The organism is Pseudomonas pharyngis (genome assembly GCF_021602345.1).
In the GTDB taxonomy this organism is placed as follows: domain Bacteria; phylum Pseudomonadota; class Gammaproteobacteria; order Pseudomonadales; family Pseudomonadaceae; genus Aquipseudomonas; species Aquipseudomonas pharyngis.
Map to the genome: position 1 here is coordinate 55,210 of NZ_BQID01000003.1, position 17,695 is coordinate 72,904.

Here is a 17,695-nt window from a genome sequence, read left to right on the forward strand (position 1 = left end):
TCCCCCGTAAAAAAGGCGACCTGTTACGGCCGCCTTTTCACTCATCAAATGTCGATCTCGTCAATCTTGTCCTTGTGCGGAATCAACTTGTTCTTGATCAACTCACGCACGCCATCCGCCACGAATGTATTTTTGGCAAATACCGTTTCACCGCGATACAACTTCACATTACGAATATCAAGATCCACAAACATGACTTTGGTCGAGGTGTTCCGACGCAGGAAGCGCACTGCGCCGACCGCCATGATCGCTTCACCGTCGACTTCCACGCAGGCGGCGCTGGAAACACCACCGACGCCATGCTCGAGCAGATTGCGTTCGTAAACGGTCAGTGCTGCGGTGTCACGCTTTTGCAGGGCGGCAATGGCATCGCCCGCTACTTTCAGCATCAATGCGCTGGTTGGGCCAGGCAAGGCAACACCCGCGACGACCGAAGACAGAATCTCCAGAACCAGTTTGTCCATGCGAACACTGGTACCACCCACTTGCAGATCGCTGTAGTAACGGCTGACAGGGGTCCAGCCTGCCATGGTCATGATGTCCCGGAAGTACAGGTACCATTCCTTGCCCTGAGATTCTTCAGGGTATTTTTTGTTTGCTGCACGCGTTGCGAATAAAAAAGCATTCTGCGCATCGGACTTGTTATCGCCAGTGAGGTTACTGGAGAAACCCAGCACGCCCTCACCGACGATGCTACCGCGCGACGGCGCTTCAACATCATCACCGGAAATCTGCAAGCCACGTGGCTTGATAATCAGCGGATCACCGATATCACACTCACCCAGCGTTTCAAGACAGGTGTTTACATAACTTTCACGAACAGCTTGATTATACATTTGACACATCCATTAGTTAGAATCACAAGCTCCTCATGAACTTGCCAAATAACAATAACCAAGTATCAAACAAACAACAAAGCAAAACATGTAACTTGATATCTGAACTTTCCACCCACTTAGCAACTTCCACACAAGTTAAATCAAACCTGATTAAAACCACGCTTCCAGACACAAACAACTAAACCACTGATAGACTCCACGTCGTCCACTCCACAGCGGCGAGTCGAAACCATGCTCCATGTGTTGTTCAGCGTTTACCTGAAGATGCTTGTGCTCTACAGCCCGTTCTTCGTGCTGTCCTGCTTTATCAGCCTGACCCGTGGTTATTCGCGCAAGGAGCAACGACGCCTGGCCTGGAAAGTGGCGATCGCCACGCTGGTCTCCAGCGTTCTTCTGTATTTGTTCGGGCGAGTGATTTTCGATGTGTTCGGCATTACCGTAGATGCTTTCCGGATCGGCGCCGGCAGCGTGCTGTTCATCTCGGCACTGGGCATGGCGCAAGGCAAGTCGGTGGTGCAGACGGACAATGTGCAGCAGGACGTGACGATCGTGCCGCTGACCATTCCCCTGACTGTCGGCCCGGGCACTATTGGTGCGTTGCTGGTCATGGGCGTCAGTCAGCCCCACTGGGACGACAAACTCACCGCCATCATGAGCATCGCCCTGGCCAGCTTTACCGTGGGTATCGTGCTTTATCTGTCGAATCGCATCGAACGGATCCTCGGCGATCAAGGCTTGCAGATCGTCAGTCGCCTGATGGGATTGTTCGTGTGCGCGCTGGCCGCACAGATCATCTTCACCGGGGTGAAGGGCTATCTGGTGCCATAGACCGGAATGCAAAAGACCGCCAATACTTCCATCGGCGGTCTTCTTTGGTCACTGACAACTATCTTTCAAGCACAACTGAATCGTTAACTCAGATCGTTGATTCAGTCATGAGGTTGCTCTTCGCCTCCTCTATCAAGCTTTTGAGTGTCACGCTGCCTGTCACGCCTTTGGCCCCCAACATCCCTCGGGCGAGCGTCGATACCTGGCAAGGTCGCAACCCCTTGACCTCGAGTATGACGTCGCCGTGCAACGCCGGATCGTTCGCGCAGGCATCACGGAACAACACGCAGAGTCCGGAATCAGGATCGATCAGCACCAGGTGATCCCCGACAACGCCGACCTCCAGCGCTTGCGATGTGTCCAGCGACCAGATCAGGCGACTCATCACCGCGGGCGGGCCGGCCAGCGGGAACCGTGCATCAATGACCATCCGATCCAGCCTGCGCGTCAGAGCCTGCGACAGATGGCACTTCATGGAGCCGTGGCCCATCCGCACCACCAGTGTGCGCACGCCATCAGGAATCAGCGGCAACAGGTTCGGCGCATCCACTTGCCCTTCGATCACCAGCACCTCGGCATTGCGCTGGACGTAATCCAGCGGCCCGATCTGCCGCTTGCTCGGATAACCCCGAATCAGTCGCTGCCCTGAATCGTTCAGAAGGACATCCGTGTGTCGCCGCACGCCCAGCAACTCGTAATCCCCGGGTAGATCCTGCGCTGCGATCCGGATCAATCGCGCACTGTCGACGAAGTACCAGCACGCGCTGGCGTCGCGGGTGGCGATGGAAATGAACGGGCGATGCGCCTGGTTCACCAGCATGGCCTTGAGGTCACGGATCAGGTGCTCGTCATGAGCGACCACCCAATCGAGCGCCACACCAGCCAGCACAGGTTGCGCCTGAGCGTGCAACTGCAACACCTGGCCATCGAGGGTCGTGCCCAGCAGCCCCGTACCGTCGATCCTGACGTCGGCGAAGCTCCACGGTGCCCATTGCCGTTCCGGCGGGGTCAACACTTCAGCGTGCAATAGCTGCGCAGCGGTTCCGAACGCCTGATCCAGTCGCTGCGGATCGATCAACGCCTGACGCCAGACTTGCCCTGCCGCCGGTTCGAACAACCACGCCGCCTGTCTGTCGGGGGTCAGTCCCAGAAGACGTACATCGCCCTGCCGCGCCCTACTCAGCACCAGATGGTTATCCACGTACCAGGCATGCAAACGCGCGTCGCCGGTGGCATTGACAACGCCGACAATCGTGAACCGTTCAACGGAGTACCGCTTGGCCAGCCCTTCCAGCGCCAGCCACCATTGGGTGCGGCTCTTGAGCCATTGTTCGCTCACGCCGGCGAAGCGCACTTCACCGGTGCTGTCGATTTCAAACGAGAGCCCCTCTGCGGTACTTGCCAGATAGCCGCTTTCCTGTGCCGCAATCTGCTTCAGCCCAGCAGGCTGCACCCAACGATGAGCCCATTGCATCTTGCCCTTGAGCACCGTGCACTGCGTTCGGCACAAGGTCTGCGCGTTACGGTCATAGATGACAAATACATCGCTGTCATCAGCCACCGTCAGCAGCATCAGGTCGTTCAGATTCTGGATCGAATCGGCCCAGCCCCGGGCGCGATGACGACGCGGCACCGGGCGAATGATCAGGTCGTCGCGGGTGCGGATCCAGGCCATGTCACGGAGGTTTTTTTCGATCATCCAGCAGATCGACACATAGGGCGCGAGCTGCCAGTGGACCGTCGCGTAGGACTTGTCATGACTCGACTTGAGCACGATCTGCTCGCCGAGCACAGACGTCCAATCGGTCAACGGGGCCGTTTCATCAAGGAGCGCCTCGAATGCCGGTTCAAGACCGCGCGTGACTGAACTCAACCATAACTGCCCATCGTGAATGAGGTAATTGAAGCGCTCCACACGGCCGTCGGCCTGCAGATACTCCTGCACCACATGAACCACACCCTGCCCGTCGGCCTCCACACTGCGAATCGAGCTGGTGCCACGCGGCTTGAACAACAGACGATAGCGATGGCTGAGCAATCCCGTGTTCGCCTCGACCTGCCAGATTTCGAAACCCTCGGCCGATTGAAAAAACGCCGACTCGCCCACCACGACCGACAACTGCGCATCGTCGGCCGAAACGTCATCATTGCGCACGTAAAGAACCCGGTCCTCACGGGCGTCGTACCAACCGGTGGTGTAACGCGGTGCATCGGCTGGTTCGAATGGAATCAGATAATCGTGGATCGGCGTGTAGGGCAGCACCAGCCGATGGGCCCGAGCCAGTTCCTGCAGATGATTCTGCAATACCTGTCCGTGCTGTTCCTGAGGGGGGTGGTCCAGCAATAACGTGAGTATGCGGCCTTCGACTTTGAACAGGTTGCCGCCTTCGAGCAGCACATACAGATCAGGTGGAACACCGGCACTGACCTTGAACCGGCAATCCTTGACGCTGAACCGGCCGTCCTCGCCGAACACGATGTCGGTTTCACGAGCCCAGGGCGCCGCGATAATCCAGCGATCCTTCTGCGCACCGATCGTCTGCAACTCAACGTCGACACCGGGATTGAGCACCAGCGTGCAAGTCCCGCCGCCCCCCTGCAGCCGATAGGAAACCTTGCCCCGCCAAAGGGACGGGATCACCGGCACGACCAGCTTGCGCTCGCGGGCATCAAGCTTGACGGTGATGTCGGTGGGTCGGTAATCGGGATAAATCCGATAGACGACGTATTCGCTGGGAAAGGAATAGAACGAAAACAGGAACAGCCATTGGCCGTCCGGTTTTTTCTTTTCCAGGCGACGTGCAATGTCAAAACCCTTGTCGTGAAACACCGAGACAAACGGCAGGGTCTTGTACTCGTAGCGATAACAGTTCAGCGGTGTACAGGGTAAAACGATGGGTTGATCGGCATGCGGAGCGAAACTCATCTCGTCGGGATAGCCCAGCTCGGCACTGAGGTTGATGGCGCGTGAGTAATCGGCTTCGAATTCCGGCACTCCGAAATGATCACGCAGCGGATACAGCCGGGTGCTGTCCAGCTGCATCCTGCCGTTGCCCAGATCCAGCTGCCTGATAATCAGCGACGGTCTCGGCAGCCAGGCACCCTGCGTGCCGTCGTACCGGTAGCCGGCACCGCGATGAGCCTGCTCGATTTCATCGAAGAACAGACCGACGGCTTTTGCCTCCTCGGCAATGATGGCGTAGGCATGTGCCAACGCGGTCACCCCGATCGCCAGCCCGCCCAGAATCACCCCGGCGCCACCGAGCACCGCAGCGGCCGTACCCGCCCCCAGGGCCGCCGCAGCAAGCCCTGTACCGGTCAGGGCCAGGCTCGCCGCGTCAAAGCCCAACTGAGTACCGTAAGTCGCGACCTCCACATCGTTCTTTGCGTTCGCCAACTGATAGATATCGAACCCGACATTGGCCAGCCCCAGTACCGCGCCAACGCCTTCATTGGCCACATGCCCCGCCACATTGCCCAAAGTTCTGGCGGTCAGTGGCGCCAGCGCTTCGGCCACCACTTGCCCAGTGGTCCGGGCCATGATCCTTTCATCACGCAATGCCGTTTGCAGGACCCCGACCAGCCCCGCCACGTCCACCAGATTGCCATGCACCAGCTGCGCATAGTTGACGTAGGCATGCCATTGCACGGCGGTGGTCAATGTGCGGCCTTCACCTTCGCGGTCGCGCAAGGCATTCATCAACGCCTGAACGGCGAACCCGGCGTTGAGGGTGTGAACAGCGGAAGCTTCCGTCGGATCGACTGGCGCGCCGGCCCGGGTACGTTTTTGGGCCAGCGTCGAAAACAGCTCGGCCAGATAATTTTTGATCCGCAGCAGACGGCTGTCGCGGCTGATGACCGTTGCCATCACCTCGCCGCTCTTCGGATCGAGCATGCTCACCCGATAAGTGCCCTCGAGGGTGACCTCCAGCGACTCGAATAACGGCACCAGTGGCGACACTGACTCATGCCCCTCCTGCAACCGCGAAGTCACGTCTGCGACCTGTTCGGCCCACCAGTGGCTGTCGGACTGCAGCAATGTGCTGGCCAGGTGTGGATTTTCAACCAGCGATTGTCCGTGTGCGCTGAAAAGCCGCTGGCGAACCCTGCGCAGCGGCATGCTCGGCAACGCATCCTCCCTTAAAAGGTGCGCCACCTTGGCACCGCTCGACAGATCCAGATCGGCTACCCGTTCCCCCTGGAGATCGATCAGATCGAACTGCGGACGGTCAGGCTCACCATAGGCGGCGTAATGTCTGGTCATGCCTCTCTGGAAAAATCTCGTCAGTACCGCTCTGAATGTGGCAGCAGTCTCGAACTCGAAGAGGCCGAAGTTGGGATCATAAAAGTGGTAGATGACTTCCGTGCCGTTGACGGTACGAGCAACCAGCATCGAATGATTGTCAGAGTTGAGCATCAAGGTTCGAGTACCGACAGACTCCTCGAGGGTCGCCGTGACCTGGTCCAGATCCAGCCGCCCCAGCGGAGTCCCGACATCGCCATACTTCACGCCACGCATCTCCTCAAGTGCCCCCAGAAAGGCGATTGTGTCAGCGTGTTCCGGCTCGAGTACCGCAAGGTAAAAACGCTCGTGCAATCGCTGGGTGGCAGCCTTGCCCTCAGTGATGGCTGCACTCATCGCCAGCGCAAGAGGAAAACAGCGCCCGGCAGTCATATCGCCCATTCCGTGCATCAGCAGGTCCTGTGGCGCCAGTTTCACGGCACCGCCCTCGAGCTGATTGAGCACCTGCTCCAGGCGATCCTGCACTTGCTCACGATGTTCCTGGAGGGCCACCTTCTTGATCTGCGCGACCTGCTGCCCCCACTCATACAGCGTCGTCGCCCCGGCCAGGGCGGCTTTCTTCAGACTCAGCGCACTCGGCAAGTCCATCGGCAGTTCGTGCTGGACACTGTTCAACCCGGCAACGAATGCGGTGTCCCTGCGCTGAAACAGATGCTGCTCGATCGCCCCGAACCGTCCCGAAGTCCCGCGCTCCCTGACACTGTTGATCAGGTTTTCCATCACACTGTTCTGCGCCAGCAAACTCTGTTCATCCAGCGATTCAACGCCGAGCAAGGCCCCGAGTGTCAGGCGCTGCAACGGACTGAGGTGAGCCCGTTGCAAGGAGCCCGCCCCCAGACGCACCAGCACTTCGTCCAGCGCAAGGCTCCGGGTCTGTTCATTGGCCAGAGAAGCCGGTGGTCGCAGCCGCGTGTCCTGATTGCGGATCGCCTGACGGTCGTCGAAATCCAGTGGCAGCCGGTCGACGAACACTACCGGGCCGTCATGGCCGTTCATCATCGCCTGGGTAAACGGTTTACCCAGACGCTCGGCCAAGCGTTGCAGCAGCCCGGTCAGCAGAACATGGCGCCCTTCAATGAGCGGCCAGCCGAGCTCGAACTCGACGGTGGAATGATTGAGCAGTTCGTCGAGGTCGCCGGCGTAACGGGTGGTGTATCGGCCGTCGCGAAAACGCTGCTGTTCGTTCCTGACCCACTGTTGTTCATCGGCTCCGTTTTCTTTCCAGGAATGATCCAGCTCTTCCTCGCTTGAACGACTGACCGTGCCCTTCGGTTCAATGCCGACTTCAGCCCGAGAGGCTTCGCCAGCACGCGGGGTGAAATGCGCCTGCTCGTAATCTCCCATGCCAAGACGCATGGCAGCCGGTCCGGTGAGATAGATCGTGCCCTCACGTTCAAGGCGAATGCCGTCGCTGTAGTAACTGGCAGCGGCGTCCGCCAGATATCTCATCGCGATTTCATCCTCGTCCGACAGCCCCTCCAGGGCACCGAGGCGATCCTCAAGCTCCGCGATCGCCAGGGCTTGCATGGAGTCATCGTCGTGAGGGGCTATACCTCTTTCAGCCGCCGTCCGGAACACTGCGTTGACCACTTGATAGTTAAAACCCAGCCGCTGCATGACGGCCTCCAGCATTGGCGAGCCCGGGTGCGCCATCAGCCAGGCATTGCTCAACGAATTGCCCTCACGCACAGCACGCAACATGTAGGGGCGTGCAAGGAGATCGGAAGGGGGCTGGAAAACCTGATTCAGCGCAGGGCGGCTTCCGGCGAACGCTTCCAGCGCCTGGCGATGCTCTGCGGGAATACTGTCGGCATAATCCGTGTAACCGCTGCGCACCGCCTGGCGCCCCGGCATCCAGTGCGGATTGTGGTCCAGCAGTAATTGCAAAATCCCCCGCTGGCCATCGTTTCCGACCGTACTGATGTCCACGCCGCCCAGTACCTTCACCAACGGCGGGAGATTATCGACATCCGCGTACAGCCCCCCTTCGGGGAGCAATGCCTCCAGCCGCACGACATCGGATCCGGCGGCAAGATTGCCGCGCAAGCGCATCTCCTGATCGTAGATCGCTCGTAGCCGCATGGGTTGCGCAGCCCCGGCGAGATCACGCAACTGCAAGTCGCCACCGACCAACGCATGCACGCTCTGCAAATTGCGCTCTTTCAACGATTTGAGTCTTTCTGCCTGCTGTCCGTACGCCCGACTCAACAACTGCGTCCGAGCCTCATCAGCCGACACCCCGTTTGCAACAGCCTGATTGATGTGCGCGAACATCTCCTGTTTCAGTACGATGGCCCGCGCCTCATACATTGATCCAAGTTGCGCTTCAGTGGAGCTATCCATACCGCCGTTCTGCAGGCTGTGCAGTTTCGCTGCCTCGCTGATCAGCCGATTGGTTTCATGCGCCAACATGGCATCACTGTCATACCAGAGGTTGATCTTGTAACCCTCTCCAGCCAGCACTTGTTTCCAGAGATTGATGTAGTCGCGCTGGATCTCGCCAAGCCCGCCACCGAGCCAGACGAAGTGCAGGATTTTCGGCACGGCCGTAGCCGGAAGTTTCATCAACCCGACACTGGAGTGCAGGCGCGACTCGACAACTTCGAGCCTGTCAAAGATCTGCGCAAGATCCGGCGCTGTCCCGCCGTCCGGTGTCGATACCGGTGCCTTGTCTAAACTACGGCGCACTCGCCCCTTGTTCAATTCTCCCAGTGCCTGCTTGAGCAGCGCCAGCGGTTGCAACAGTCGAGGCGAGTCGAGCAGATCGATACACGCAGAATAGTAACGAAGCGCCGCGTCATATTGCGCGCTGTCCTTGTAAGGCTGCAGAGCCTGCTCAAATTCGGAAAACTTGAACAACGTCGCAAACTTCAGATGACCGACATCGGCAACATCATTATTAACTTCCCGCATACGTGAACTCCCGAAATAACAAATTACACGAGCCGATTGAAAATCACGCGCACAAATACCCCATTACAAAAAAATCGCTCTTGCAACAAGTTGATATCAATGCACAAACAACAGATCGACACGCACTTTCCGGAAGCGAAACTAGTATAAAAAAACCAACTCAACAAACAACAAGCCATTCAAACAATTTCAACGGAAACTTCCCGCCACATCAAAACTTCCAAACAAGTGTCACAGATATATAAATTGCCGTGCGATACGAAAGACAAGGCCGCGAACAACCCATTCGCGGCCTTGTCTTGTCAATCGATACCCGAGGGGGCACACAGCATGGAAGGGAGCATCAGCCGCCAGGCTTTTCGCCATACCAGCGGGGGGTGTACACCCAGTCGCCTCCCGTCGCACGGGGGAAGGTGCAGGTGGTGGATGAACCGATCAGCACCATGGTGCGCATGTCCACCTGATCCGCGGTCAATGCGCCCAGCGTAGTGGTACGCAGGGTCTGCCCCGGTCTGCCGATATCGCGACCGAGCACCACCGGCGTCTGCGGCGTGCGATGTTGGGCAACGATTTCCAGGGCACGCCCCAACTGCCACGGACGGGCGCGGGAGATCGGATTGTAAAACGCCAATGCCAGATCGGCCTCGGCGGCCAGGTCCAGGCGCTTCTCAATGATCGACCATGGCTTGAGGTTGTCCGACAGCGACATCACGCAAAAGTCGTGTCCCAGCGGTGCACCGGCCTGAGCGGCGGTAGCGAGTGAGGCGGACACACCCGGCAGGATTTCCAGATCGACGCTGTGCCACGCCGGATCCGTCGATTCGTGCAACGCTTCGAGCACCGCCGCCGCCATGGCGAACACCCCCGGATCGCCGGACGAAACCACAATCACCGATCGGCCCTGCGCGGCCAGTCGGAAAGCGTGACGGGCACGCTGCATTTCTTCGCGGTTGTCGGTGCAATGCTGCACCTGATCGTCGCGGAAGGGGCCGGCCATGCGCACGTAGGTTTCATAACCCAGCACGTCGGTGGCCCGGGCCAGCTCGGCTTTTACCGCTGGAACCATCAGCTCTGCCGCACCAGGACCGAGGCCGATGACGGCCAGACGACCGCGCGGACGGCCGATCTGCGAAACATCCAGTGGCTGATCTGCCACGGCGATGGCGATGTTGGGGGATGTCGCGATGACCCGGGCATGGGGGACGGCATGACCGGCGAGCTGACTAAGGTCATCCGCCGGCGCAACAAAGCGCAACGGCACCGTCAGTTCCAGCGCGGCTTCGCACAACGCCGCATTGGTCATCTGATTGTCAGCCGCCACCAGACAGGCCAGTGATTGAATCGCCACACCAGCCTGCTGCAACGCATCACGGATGGTGCCCGGCAGGTCGACCACATCAGCACCTACCGCTACCGCCACACTGCGTGGATAAATCAACAACTCACTGGCGCTCGCCGCGCGAGCATCGCTGCCCACACGAATCGAGCGCTGCGCCTGTGGATCTTCCGGCAGTTGCGCCTGCGCAAGCCACGGCGCGGCACCGTCGATGCGCACGCTGTGGCCGGCGAGCAGATCAGAGACAAATCGCTTGCCCTGCTCCAGATCGCCGAGCGCGTAACCGCCGGGTGGATTGAGCAGGCAAGTGCCGAAACGCAACTCGCCGCTGGTGGTGATCGCCGCTGCCACTTCAAGTGCAGCCGCAATCTCGCGGGCCATGACGTTCACCCCGCCGAGGCCGCCGAGCAGCGGCACCACGGCGCTGCCGTCTTCAGCCACGGCGAGCACCGCTGGCTCGACGCCCTTCTCCAGCAACAGCGGCGCCAGCGTGCGGATGACAATGCCCGCCGCGCACAGGGCAATGATCGGCGTGTCCTGTTGATACAGCTCGCGCAGGGTCGCGCCGAAGTCGCTGTAAGTCAGGTCGGCGCCATCGACGCGCCCTTTCAGTCCATGAATCTGCGCAGTTGGATAGACCTGCTGCAGGCGACGGGCCGTGGCCAACGCGCCCTGGCCGAGAATGACGATGGCCGGTGTGGAATGAGTCATCAGCCTTGCCACCGTTCGCCGGGCACAATGATCAGCGAGAAGTACGGCGACGACATCGGCTCGACCTCATCCAGTGGCACGATTTTCTGGTTGGCCATGGTCGCGCGCTCGACATACAGCGCACGCTCGGCCAGGCCCAGTTCCGCCAACACATCGCGCACTTTCGGGAAATTGCGCCCCAGCTTCATGATCACCGCCGCGTCGGCATCGGCCAGACGACGTTTGAGCTCTTCGTGAGGCAGCACGCCGGACAGCACCGACAGGCTCTGATTGCGATACACCAGCGGCGCGCCCAGCACCGAAGCGCCACCGAGCATCGAACAAACGCCAGGCACCACTTCGGCTTCGTAACGGCTGGCGAGGCGATCGTGCAGGTACATGTAGGAGCCGTAGAAGAACGGATCACCTTCGCAGATCACCGCCACATCGCGACCGGCATCCAGATGCGCGGCCACGTCCACTGCCGCGTCATCGTAGAAGTCGCTGATCACTTGCTCGTAGGACAGCGGCGCCGGCAGCACTTCGGTGGTCACCGGGTACACCAGCGGCAGCAGGTTCTGCGCGTCCTGCAGGTGCGCTTCGATGATGCCGAAGGCGTTGCCCTTCTTGCCCTTGGCCACGAAGTACGCCACCACTGGCGACTCGCGCAGCAGGCGCAGGGCCTTGACGGTAATCAGTTCCGGATCACCGGGGCCGACGCCCAGGCCAATCAAACGTCCTTTAGCCTGCATCATTCGATCTCCGTGGCGAGGGCATTGACCGCCGCGGCGGCCATGGCGCTGCCGCCGAGGCGGCCCTGCATGATCACGAACGGCACGCCACGGCTGTTGGCGGCCAGCTCGGCCTTGGATTCGGCGGCGCCGACGAAGCCCACCGGGAAGCCGAGGATCAGCGCCGGTTTCGGGGCGCCGGCGTCGAGCATTTCCAGCAGATAGAACAGCGCGGTCGGCGCGTTGCCGATCACCACCACGCTGCCTTCCAGATGCGGACGCCACAGTTCCAGCGCCGCTGCCGAGCGGGTGTTGCCCAGCTCGCGCGCCAGCTCCGGAACGCTGTCGTCGCGCAGGGTGCAGATCACTTCGTTGTTGGCCGGCAGGCGCGCACGGGTCACGCCCTCGGAAACCATCCGCGCATCGCACAGGATCGGCGCGCCAGCGGCCAGCGCATCGCGCCCGGCCTTGCCGGCGCCTGCGGAGAATTGCAGCCCGTCGATCGCCTCGACCATGCCGCAGGCGTGGATCACCCGCACCGCGAGTTTTTCCAGGTCGGCCGGGATGCGCGCGAGGTTGGCCTCGCGGCGAATGATCGCGAAGGAGTTGCGATAGATCTCCTGACCGTCGCGGATGTAATCAAGCATCAAGGGGGCTCCGTGAGCGGGCGACGAGCAGGGTCGCGGCCGCTTCGATAGTAAGGTTTTGAGCGTGCAGCGCGCCGAAACCGGGCACCGCTGCATCGCGAATATAGAGGTCGTAATGACCGGGGCTGACGGCCAGCAACGTTGCCGGAGCGCGGTGGGCGGCGGCGCAGGAACGCGGGCAGCCGGACAGGTGCACATCCACGGCATGTGGCAACAGCGTCGCCAGCAGGCGGGCATCGTGTTTGGTGTCGGCCAGGCCTTTGCCGCAGCCTTTGGAGCCGGTGCAGGCGATCAGGTGCGCTACAGGATTTTCGGCATGGGTCAGCAGGTTCAGCTTGCCCAATTCGTCGAGCACTTGAACCGCAGCGGTTTCCCGCACATTGGGCAGCAACAGACTCTGCCAAGGGGTGAAACGCAGGGTGCCGTCGCCGAAAGTTCTGGCCAGTTGCGCGGCGCCACGCAGCATGTCCGGATCGAGGCGGCCAAACGCCGGTGCGGCACCGACATACACCTGACCGGCCGATGGCTGAGGATGGATGCCGATGTGCAAGCCTTCCGGCGTCGATTCACGCCGCCAGTCGCCGACGCTTTGCAGACGGATCCGCCGCCCGAGTGTTGCCAGGAACATCGGCGCCGGACATTCATCCAGCAGATGACGCATTCGCGTCTGCTCCGGTCGAGCCAGATCGAGGAACACCTCCAGCACCGCCACCACCAGCGCATGTCCGTGCGCAAGCGCCACGGCGGCCAGCGGTCGCTCCGTCGGGCAACCCGCCAGGCCGAATGCCAACAGCGTTTCCCCGCGCTCTTCGTAAACCGACAACCACAGATCATGGGGATGTTCGAGCATCGCCAGCGCTTCACCGCCATCCAGTTGCACGGCGAACTTGGCGCTCAGCTCGTGGAAACGCGGATGGCTTTGCAGGGTATCGAGAATCTGCCCGGCGAGCGTGCGGGTATCCAGGCGCATCTGCGGGTCGATCCCTGCAGCAGGGCTTAGCATCAGGTTGCGCACGTCATCCCCGGCAGCGGTTCGCGGCCCGAGGCCGGCGGCCAGCAGCCTGTCGATCAGCGCGGTGCCGTGCTCGCCGATCCCGCGAATCTGCAGGTTGGCACGGTTGGTTGCCTCGATCACGCCACTGGCGAAACGCTCGGCGGCATCCGCCACCACCTCAGCCTGATCGGCGCTGATCGAACCACCATTGAGTTTGATCCGGCAGATACCACCATCCAGCGCCTGGACGATACGCAGCAACCCCGGACAAGCCGAGGGGCGTAGAGCTGTTGACATCGAGCGTTCGTTCAAGGGATGACCGGCTGGCTGGCAGCACCGTGAGGGCGAAAGGTCGCCATTATGCCTGCTTTGCCCGAGCGCATGAAAATGCCTGCCGGTCGGATTCTGCGTTGCCGGGCTATTCCCGCGGAAGAAAATCGTCGCAGAGGGAGGCGATCACAGCGGGTAATCCTCGAAATTGAATTTGATCCCCTCCAGCGCCTTTCTCACACCGGCTCGACGAGCGTCCAAGACCCGGCGACTGATCACCACCTTCCGAGCCAGAACATCCAGCTGAGTCATTACTTGCGAAACGTTCCAGAAAAAATACCCGGTGTTCAGGCTCGACTTGATGAACCGGGTATTTGTCACGATCAATTCCATATCACCATTGGCGTTGTAACTGATCGGCATGATTTTGAAATCGAACGCCTTGCCACTAAGGCCTTTGATCTTTTTCAACAGTTCAACGTCGCCTTCGAGCGCCACCAGCCCTCGATCAACGCCAGCCACCTGTTCAGCACTCAGCAGCGGCGATGCCAGTCGTGACCAGACCTCGCGCACGCTGCCCCTGAACTGCGTTTGAACGTGCTCGATCGGTTGATAATTACGGCTCCAGCCATGCGACCACAGTACATCGGTAAAATAATCGGTCCATCGTCCAGGCTGGGTCGCACTGTTATAAGTCATATCCGCCTGGCGCTGTGCCAGGTAAGTACAGTTCAACGCGAACTGATAGTCCTCGTGTGTTTGTCCCCGACTGCCGGTCAGCAATATATCGCCGACAAGTGTCGCATTATGTTTTATGTCATCCATGTTTACATCACATCCCTATAACAGGACGCCAGCAAGGCGTTCAACCACTAGTTAATTAAATAATCGTTCAGAAAATGATCCAGTGCGTTTTATGGGTAACGTTCAACTTGATCAAAAACCAAAATAACAAAGACGCTCGATCCACCAATCGGTTTTCAGCCACATAACATGTCTACGCTGCCTTCGCCTGCAACAAGGCAGCAACGCCAGACAACAGAAGCCGCGCTATCATGCGCCGATTGAACGGCGCACGAGATTGAGGAACGGCATGACACCCTGGCTGACGGTAGTGGGAATCGGTGAAGACGGCTTCAAGGGCCTGGGCAAGAATGCCCGCCGCGCCGTGCTGGGCGCCTCGCGGATCATCGGCGGCCAGCGTCAACTGGACCTGTTGCCGGCGTGCATCGGTGGCGAGCGCCAGTTGTGGCCGAGCCCGTTCTCCCTGGCCCCGGTTCTCGAGCGTCGCGGTGAAGCCGTGTGCGTGCTGGCCAGCGGTGATCCGATGTTCTACGGCGTTGGCGCAAGTCTGGCGCGGCAGGTGCCGGGGGCCGAGATGCTGGTTCTGCCAGCGCCATCCTCATGCTCGCTGGCGGCCGCCCGACTGGGCTGGCCGTTGCAGGACGTCAATGTGCTGTCGCTGGTGGCCCGCCCGCTTGCGGCCCTCAACGCACAACTGTTCAGCGGCGTGCGCCTGTTGCTGCTGAGCAATGACGGCCAGAGCCCGGCCGCAGTTGCGCAATTGCTGCGCGAGCGCGGATTCGGCGCCAGTCGCCTGAGTGTTCTGGAACATCTGGGCGGCGACGCTGAACGCCGGATCGACGGCACAGCCAACGACTGGAACGATCCGCTCATTGCCGACCTCAACGTGATCGCCATCGAATGCCTGGGTGATCCAGATACACCACGCCTGTCGCGTCTCGCCGGCCTGCCGGACTCGGCCTTCGAGCACGACGGCCAACTGACCAAGCGCGACGTGCGCGCCATCACCCTCGCCCGCCTCGCCCCGACCCCGGGCGAACTGTTGTGGGACGTCGGCGCCGGCAGCGGTTCGATCGGCATCGAGTGGATGCGCGCTCACCCGAGCTGCCGCGCCCTGGCCATCGAGGCCGACGAGGGTCGCCAGCAACTGATCGAACACAACCGTGATGCCTTGGGCGTTCCTGGCCTGCAACTGATTCGCGGCAGTGCTCCTCAGGCCCTCGCCGGTCTTGAGCGTCCGGACGCCATTTTCATCGGCGGCGGCGTGACCCGCGAAGGCGTGATCGACACCTGCTGGGAACACCTCAAACCCGGCGGCCGACTGGTGGCCAACGCCGTGACGCTGCAAAGCGAAATGACCTTGATGAGCTGGCGCGAACGCCACGGCGGCGAACTGACCCGCATCCACATTGCCCAGGCACAGCCACTGGGCGAGTTCGACACCTGGCGCCAGGCCTTGCCGATCACCCTGCTCGATCTGGTCAAACCCCTTGATGCGTGACGAAACCGCCGAACAACCCGCGCCCCTGCGCAGCGGCCTGACCACCGGCAGCTGCGCCACGGCCACCAGCCTCGCCGCTGCCCGTCTGCTGCTCGGTGGCTCATCGGCCGACGCCGTGCAGATCGTGTTGCCCAAGGGCAAGCAGGTGCAGATGCGTCTGGAGTTCTGCCGGCTGACCGAAGACGGCGCCGAAGCCGGAACGATCAAGGATGCCGGCGATGATCCGGACGTGACTCACGGCGCCCTGCTTTATTCGCGGGTGCGGCTGATGGCCGAGCCGGGGATTCGCTTCGTGGCCGGCAAGGGCGTCGGCACTGTGACCCGGCCAGGGTTGGTGCTGGGCGTCGGCGAACCGGCGATCAACCCGGTGCCGCGCAAGATGATCAGCGATCACCTGACCCTGCTCGCCGAAGAAACCGGCTATCGCGGCGGCTTCGAGGTGACGGTCAATGTCGAGGGCGGCGAAGCCCTGGCGCTGAAAACCATGAACCCGCGTCTGGGGATTCTCGGCGGCTTGTCGATCCTCGGCACCAGCGGCATCGTCCGGCCGTTTTCCTGCGCGGCATACATCGCTTCGATCCATCAAGGCATCGACGTGGCGAAAACCAACGGCTACCTGCACATCGCCGCCTGCACCGGCAACGCCAGCGAAGACACCATGCGCCGGGTCTACAACCTGCCGGAAATCGCCCTGATCGAAATGGGCGACTTCGTCGGCGCGGTGCTCAAGCACCTGCGCAAAGTACCTGTGGATAAACTCAGCCTGTGCGGCGGCTTCGGCAAGATCAGCAAACTGGCGGCCGGGCACATGGACCTGCACTCGCGTCATTCGAGTATCGACCTGCCGCAACTGGCGGAATGGGCAGCGGCGATTGGCGCCGACGACACCTTGCAGCAAGCCATACGCGGGGCGAACACCAGTCAGCAGGCATTGGCGATGGCCAGTGCGGCGGGTGTTGCCCTCGGTGATGAGGTCTGCCGCCACGCTCTGGAATTCGCCCGCAGCGTGGTGCCGGCTCAGGTGCAGGTCGAAGTGTTTGCGATTGATCGTCAGGGCGGCATCGTCGGCCATGCGGGAGCTTTTGTATGAAACGGATTCTGTTGCTCGGCGGCGTGACTGAAGCGCTGGCCATCGCGCGCACTCTGGGGCCAGAACACATTTACAGCCTGGCCGGCGTCGGCCGGGTGCCGACCGATCTGACGTGTCAGGTGCGCGTCGGCGGCTACGGTGGCGCCGAAGGTCTGGCGCAGTTCATTCTCGACGAAGGCATCACACTTTTACTCGACGCGACCCATCCCTACGCCGCACAGATCAGCCGGAACGCCGCCACCGCTGCGCAACTCACCGGCATCCCCTGCTGGGCCCTGCGCCGCCCCGCGTGGCAACCGCAACCCGGCGATGACTGGCGCGAAGTCGCCGACTGGGCCGAACTGATCACCGCCCTCGCCCCTTTCCATCGCCCACTGTTCACCCTCGGCCGCGAACCGCTGCAACACCTCGATGAAATCCCCGCGCACCAGTTCTGGACCCTACGGGCCCTCGACGTCTACCCCGGTAACGAACGCTGCGAAGTCATCGGCGCCCGCGGGCCGTTTCTGCTGGAAGATGAGCGGGCGCTGTTCGAACGCCGGCAGATCGACGTGCTGATCAGCAAGAACAGCGGCAGCACCGCGACCGAGCCGAAACTGGACGTGGCGCGGGAGCTTGGGGTTCCGGTAATGGTGTTGAAGCGGCCGGAGTTGGCGGGGGTTGATCGGGAGTTTTGGACGCTTCAAGAAACACTTGTTGAATTGGAGACAATCAACTCCTGAGGCAAGATCCACGGCTTGCATGATAAG

At 61.0% G+C, this 17,695-nt stretch carries 11 protein-coding genes; 4 read left to right on the top strand and 7 right to left on the bottom strand.

The features are described from left to right. Nucleotides 1-44 precede the first annotated feature (44 nt). Nucleotides 45-836: a hypothetical protein gene (locus L6D74_RS07185; protein WP_064593221.1), complete on the bottom strand. Its 792-nt coding sequence runs from the start codon at nucleotides 834-836 to the stop codon at nucleotides 45-47. Between the two features lie 234 nt (nucleotides 837-1,070). Here L6D74_RS07185 and L6D74_RS07190 point away from each other — a divergent pair, with 234 nt between their 5' ends. Continuing rightward, nucleotides 1,071-1,667: a MarC family protein gene (locus L6D74_RS07190; RefSeq protein ID WP_085611013.1), complete on the top strand. Its 597-nt coding sequence runs from the start codon at nucleotides 1,071-1,073 to the stop codon at nucleotides 1,665-1,667. A gap of 88 nt (nucleotides 1,668-1,755) precedes the next feature. Here L6D74_RS07190 and L6D74_RS07195 read toward each other — a convergent pair whose 3' ends face one another. The 6 genes from L6D74_RS07195 to L6D74_RS07220 form a co-directional block, all read right to left on the bottom strand. Beyond that, a complete protein-coding gene (locus L6D74_RS07195; protein ID WP_236188494.1) occupies nucleotides 1,756-8,883 on the bottom strand; it encodes a TcdA/TcdB pore-forming domain-containing protein in 7,128 nt (2,375 codons plus the stop codon). A 343-nt stretch (nucleotides 8,884-9,226) separates the two neighbouring features. Further along, nucleotides 9,227-10,930, bottom strand: a complete 1,704-nt coding sequence (gene cobJ / locus L6D74_RS07200; RefSeq protein WP_236188496.1) for a precorrin-3B C(17)-methyltransferase — start codon at nucleotides 10,928-10,930, stop codon at nucleotides 9,227-9,229. Next, nucleotides 10,930-11,664 (bottom strand): precorrin-2 C(20)-methyltransferase, encoded by a 735-nt coding sequence (locus L6D74_RS07205; RefSeq protein ID WP_373874461.1) that lies wholly within the window; start codon nucleotides 11,662-11,664, stop codon nucleotides 10,930-10,932. Before L6D74_RS07205 ends, cobJ begins: the two co-directional genes overlap by 1 nt. After that, on the bottom strand, nucleotides 11,661-12,287 hold the full coding sequence (locus tag L6D74_RS07210) for a precorrin-8X methylmutase (RefSeq protein ID WP_064593212.1): 627 nt from the start codon (nucleotides 12,285-12,287) through the stop codon (nucleotides 11,661-11,663). The genes L6D74_RS07205 and L6D74_RS07210 overlap by 4 nt, the downstream gene beginning before the upstream one ends. Further along, the gene (cobG, locus tag L6D74_RS07215) at nucleotides 12,280-13,578 is read right to left on the bottom strand and encodes a precorrin-3B synthase (RefSeq protein ID WP_236188498.1); all 1,299 of its coding nucleotides are present in this window, start codon (nucleotides 13,576-13,578) and stop codon (nucleotides 12,280-12,282) included. The genes L6D74_RS07210 and cobG overlap by 8 nt, the downstream gene beginning before the upstream one ends. A 159-nt stretch (nucleotides 13,579-13,737) precedes the next feature. After that, on the bottom strand, nucleotides 13,738-14,376 hold the full coding sequence (locus L6D74_RS07220) for a hypothetical protein (RefSeq protein WP_236188499.1): 639 nt from the start codon (nucleotides 14,374-14,376) through the stop codon (nucleotides 13,738-13,740). A gap of 268 nt (nucleotides 14,377-14,644) precedes the next feature. On the opposite strand from L6D74_RS07220, the gene cbiE reads away from it, so the two are divergent. From cbiE to L6D74_RS07235, 3 genes are read left to right on the top strand one after another with little or no spacing between them, the layout of a single operon-like run. Then, the gene (gene cbiE / locus L6D74_RS07225; RefSeq protein WP_236188500.1) at nucleotides 14,645-15,856 is read left to right on the top strand and encodes a precorrin-6y C5,15-methyltransferase (decarboxylating) subunit CbiE; all 1,212 of its coding nucleotides are present in this window, start codon (nucleotides 14,645-14,647) and stop codon (nucleotides 15,854-15,856) included. Further along, entirely contained in the window at nucleotides 15,849-16,946 is a 1,098-nt protein-coding gene (locus L6D74_RS07230; RefSeq protein WP_236188501.1) for a cobalt-precorrin-5B (C(1))-methyltransferase, read from the top strand. Before cbiE ends, L6D74_RS07230 begins: the two co-directional genes overlap by 8 nt. Beyond that, a complete protein-coding gene (locus L6D74_RS07235; RefSeq protein ID WP_236188502.1) occupies nucleotides 16,943-17,668 on the top strand; it encodes a cobalt-precorrin-6A reductase in 726 nt (241 codons plus the stop codon). The genes L6D74_RS07230 and L6D74_RS07235 overlap by 4 nt, the downstream gene beginning before the upstream one ends. Nucleotides 17,669-17,695: the final 27 nt, after the last annotated feature.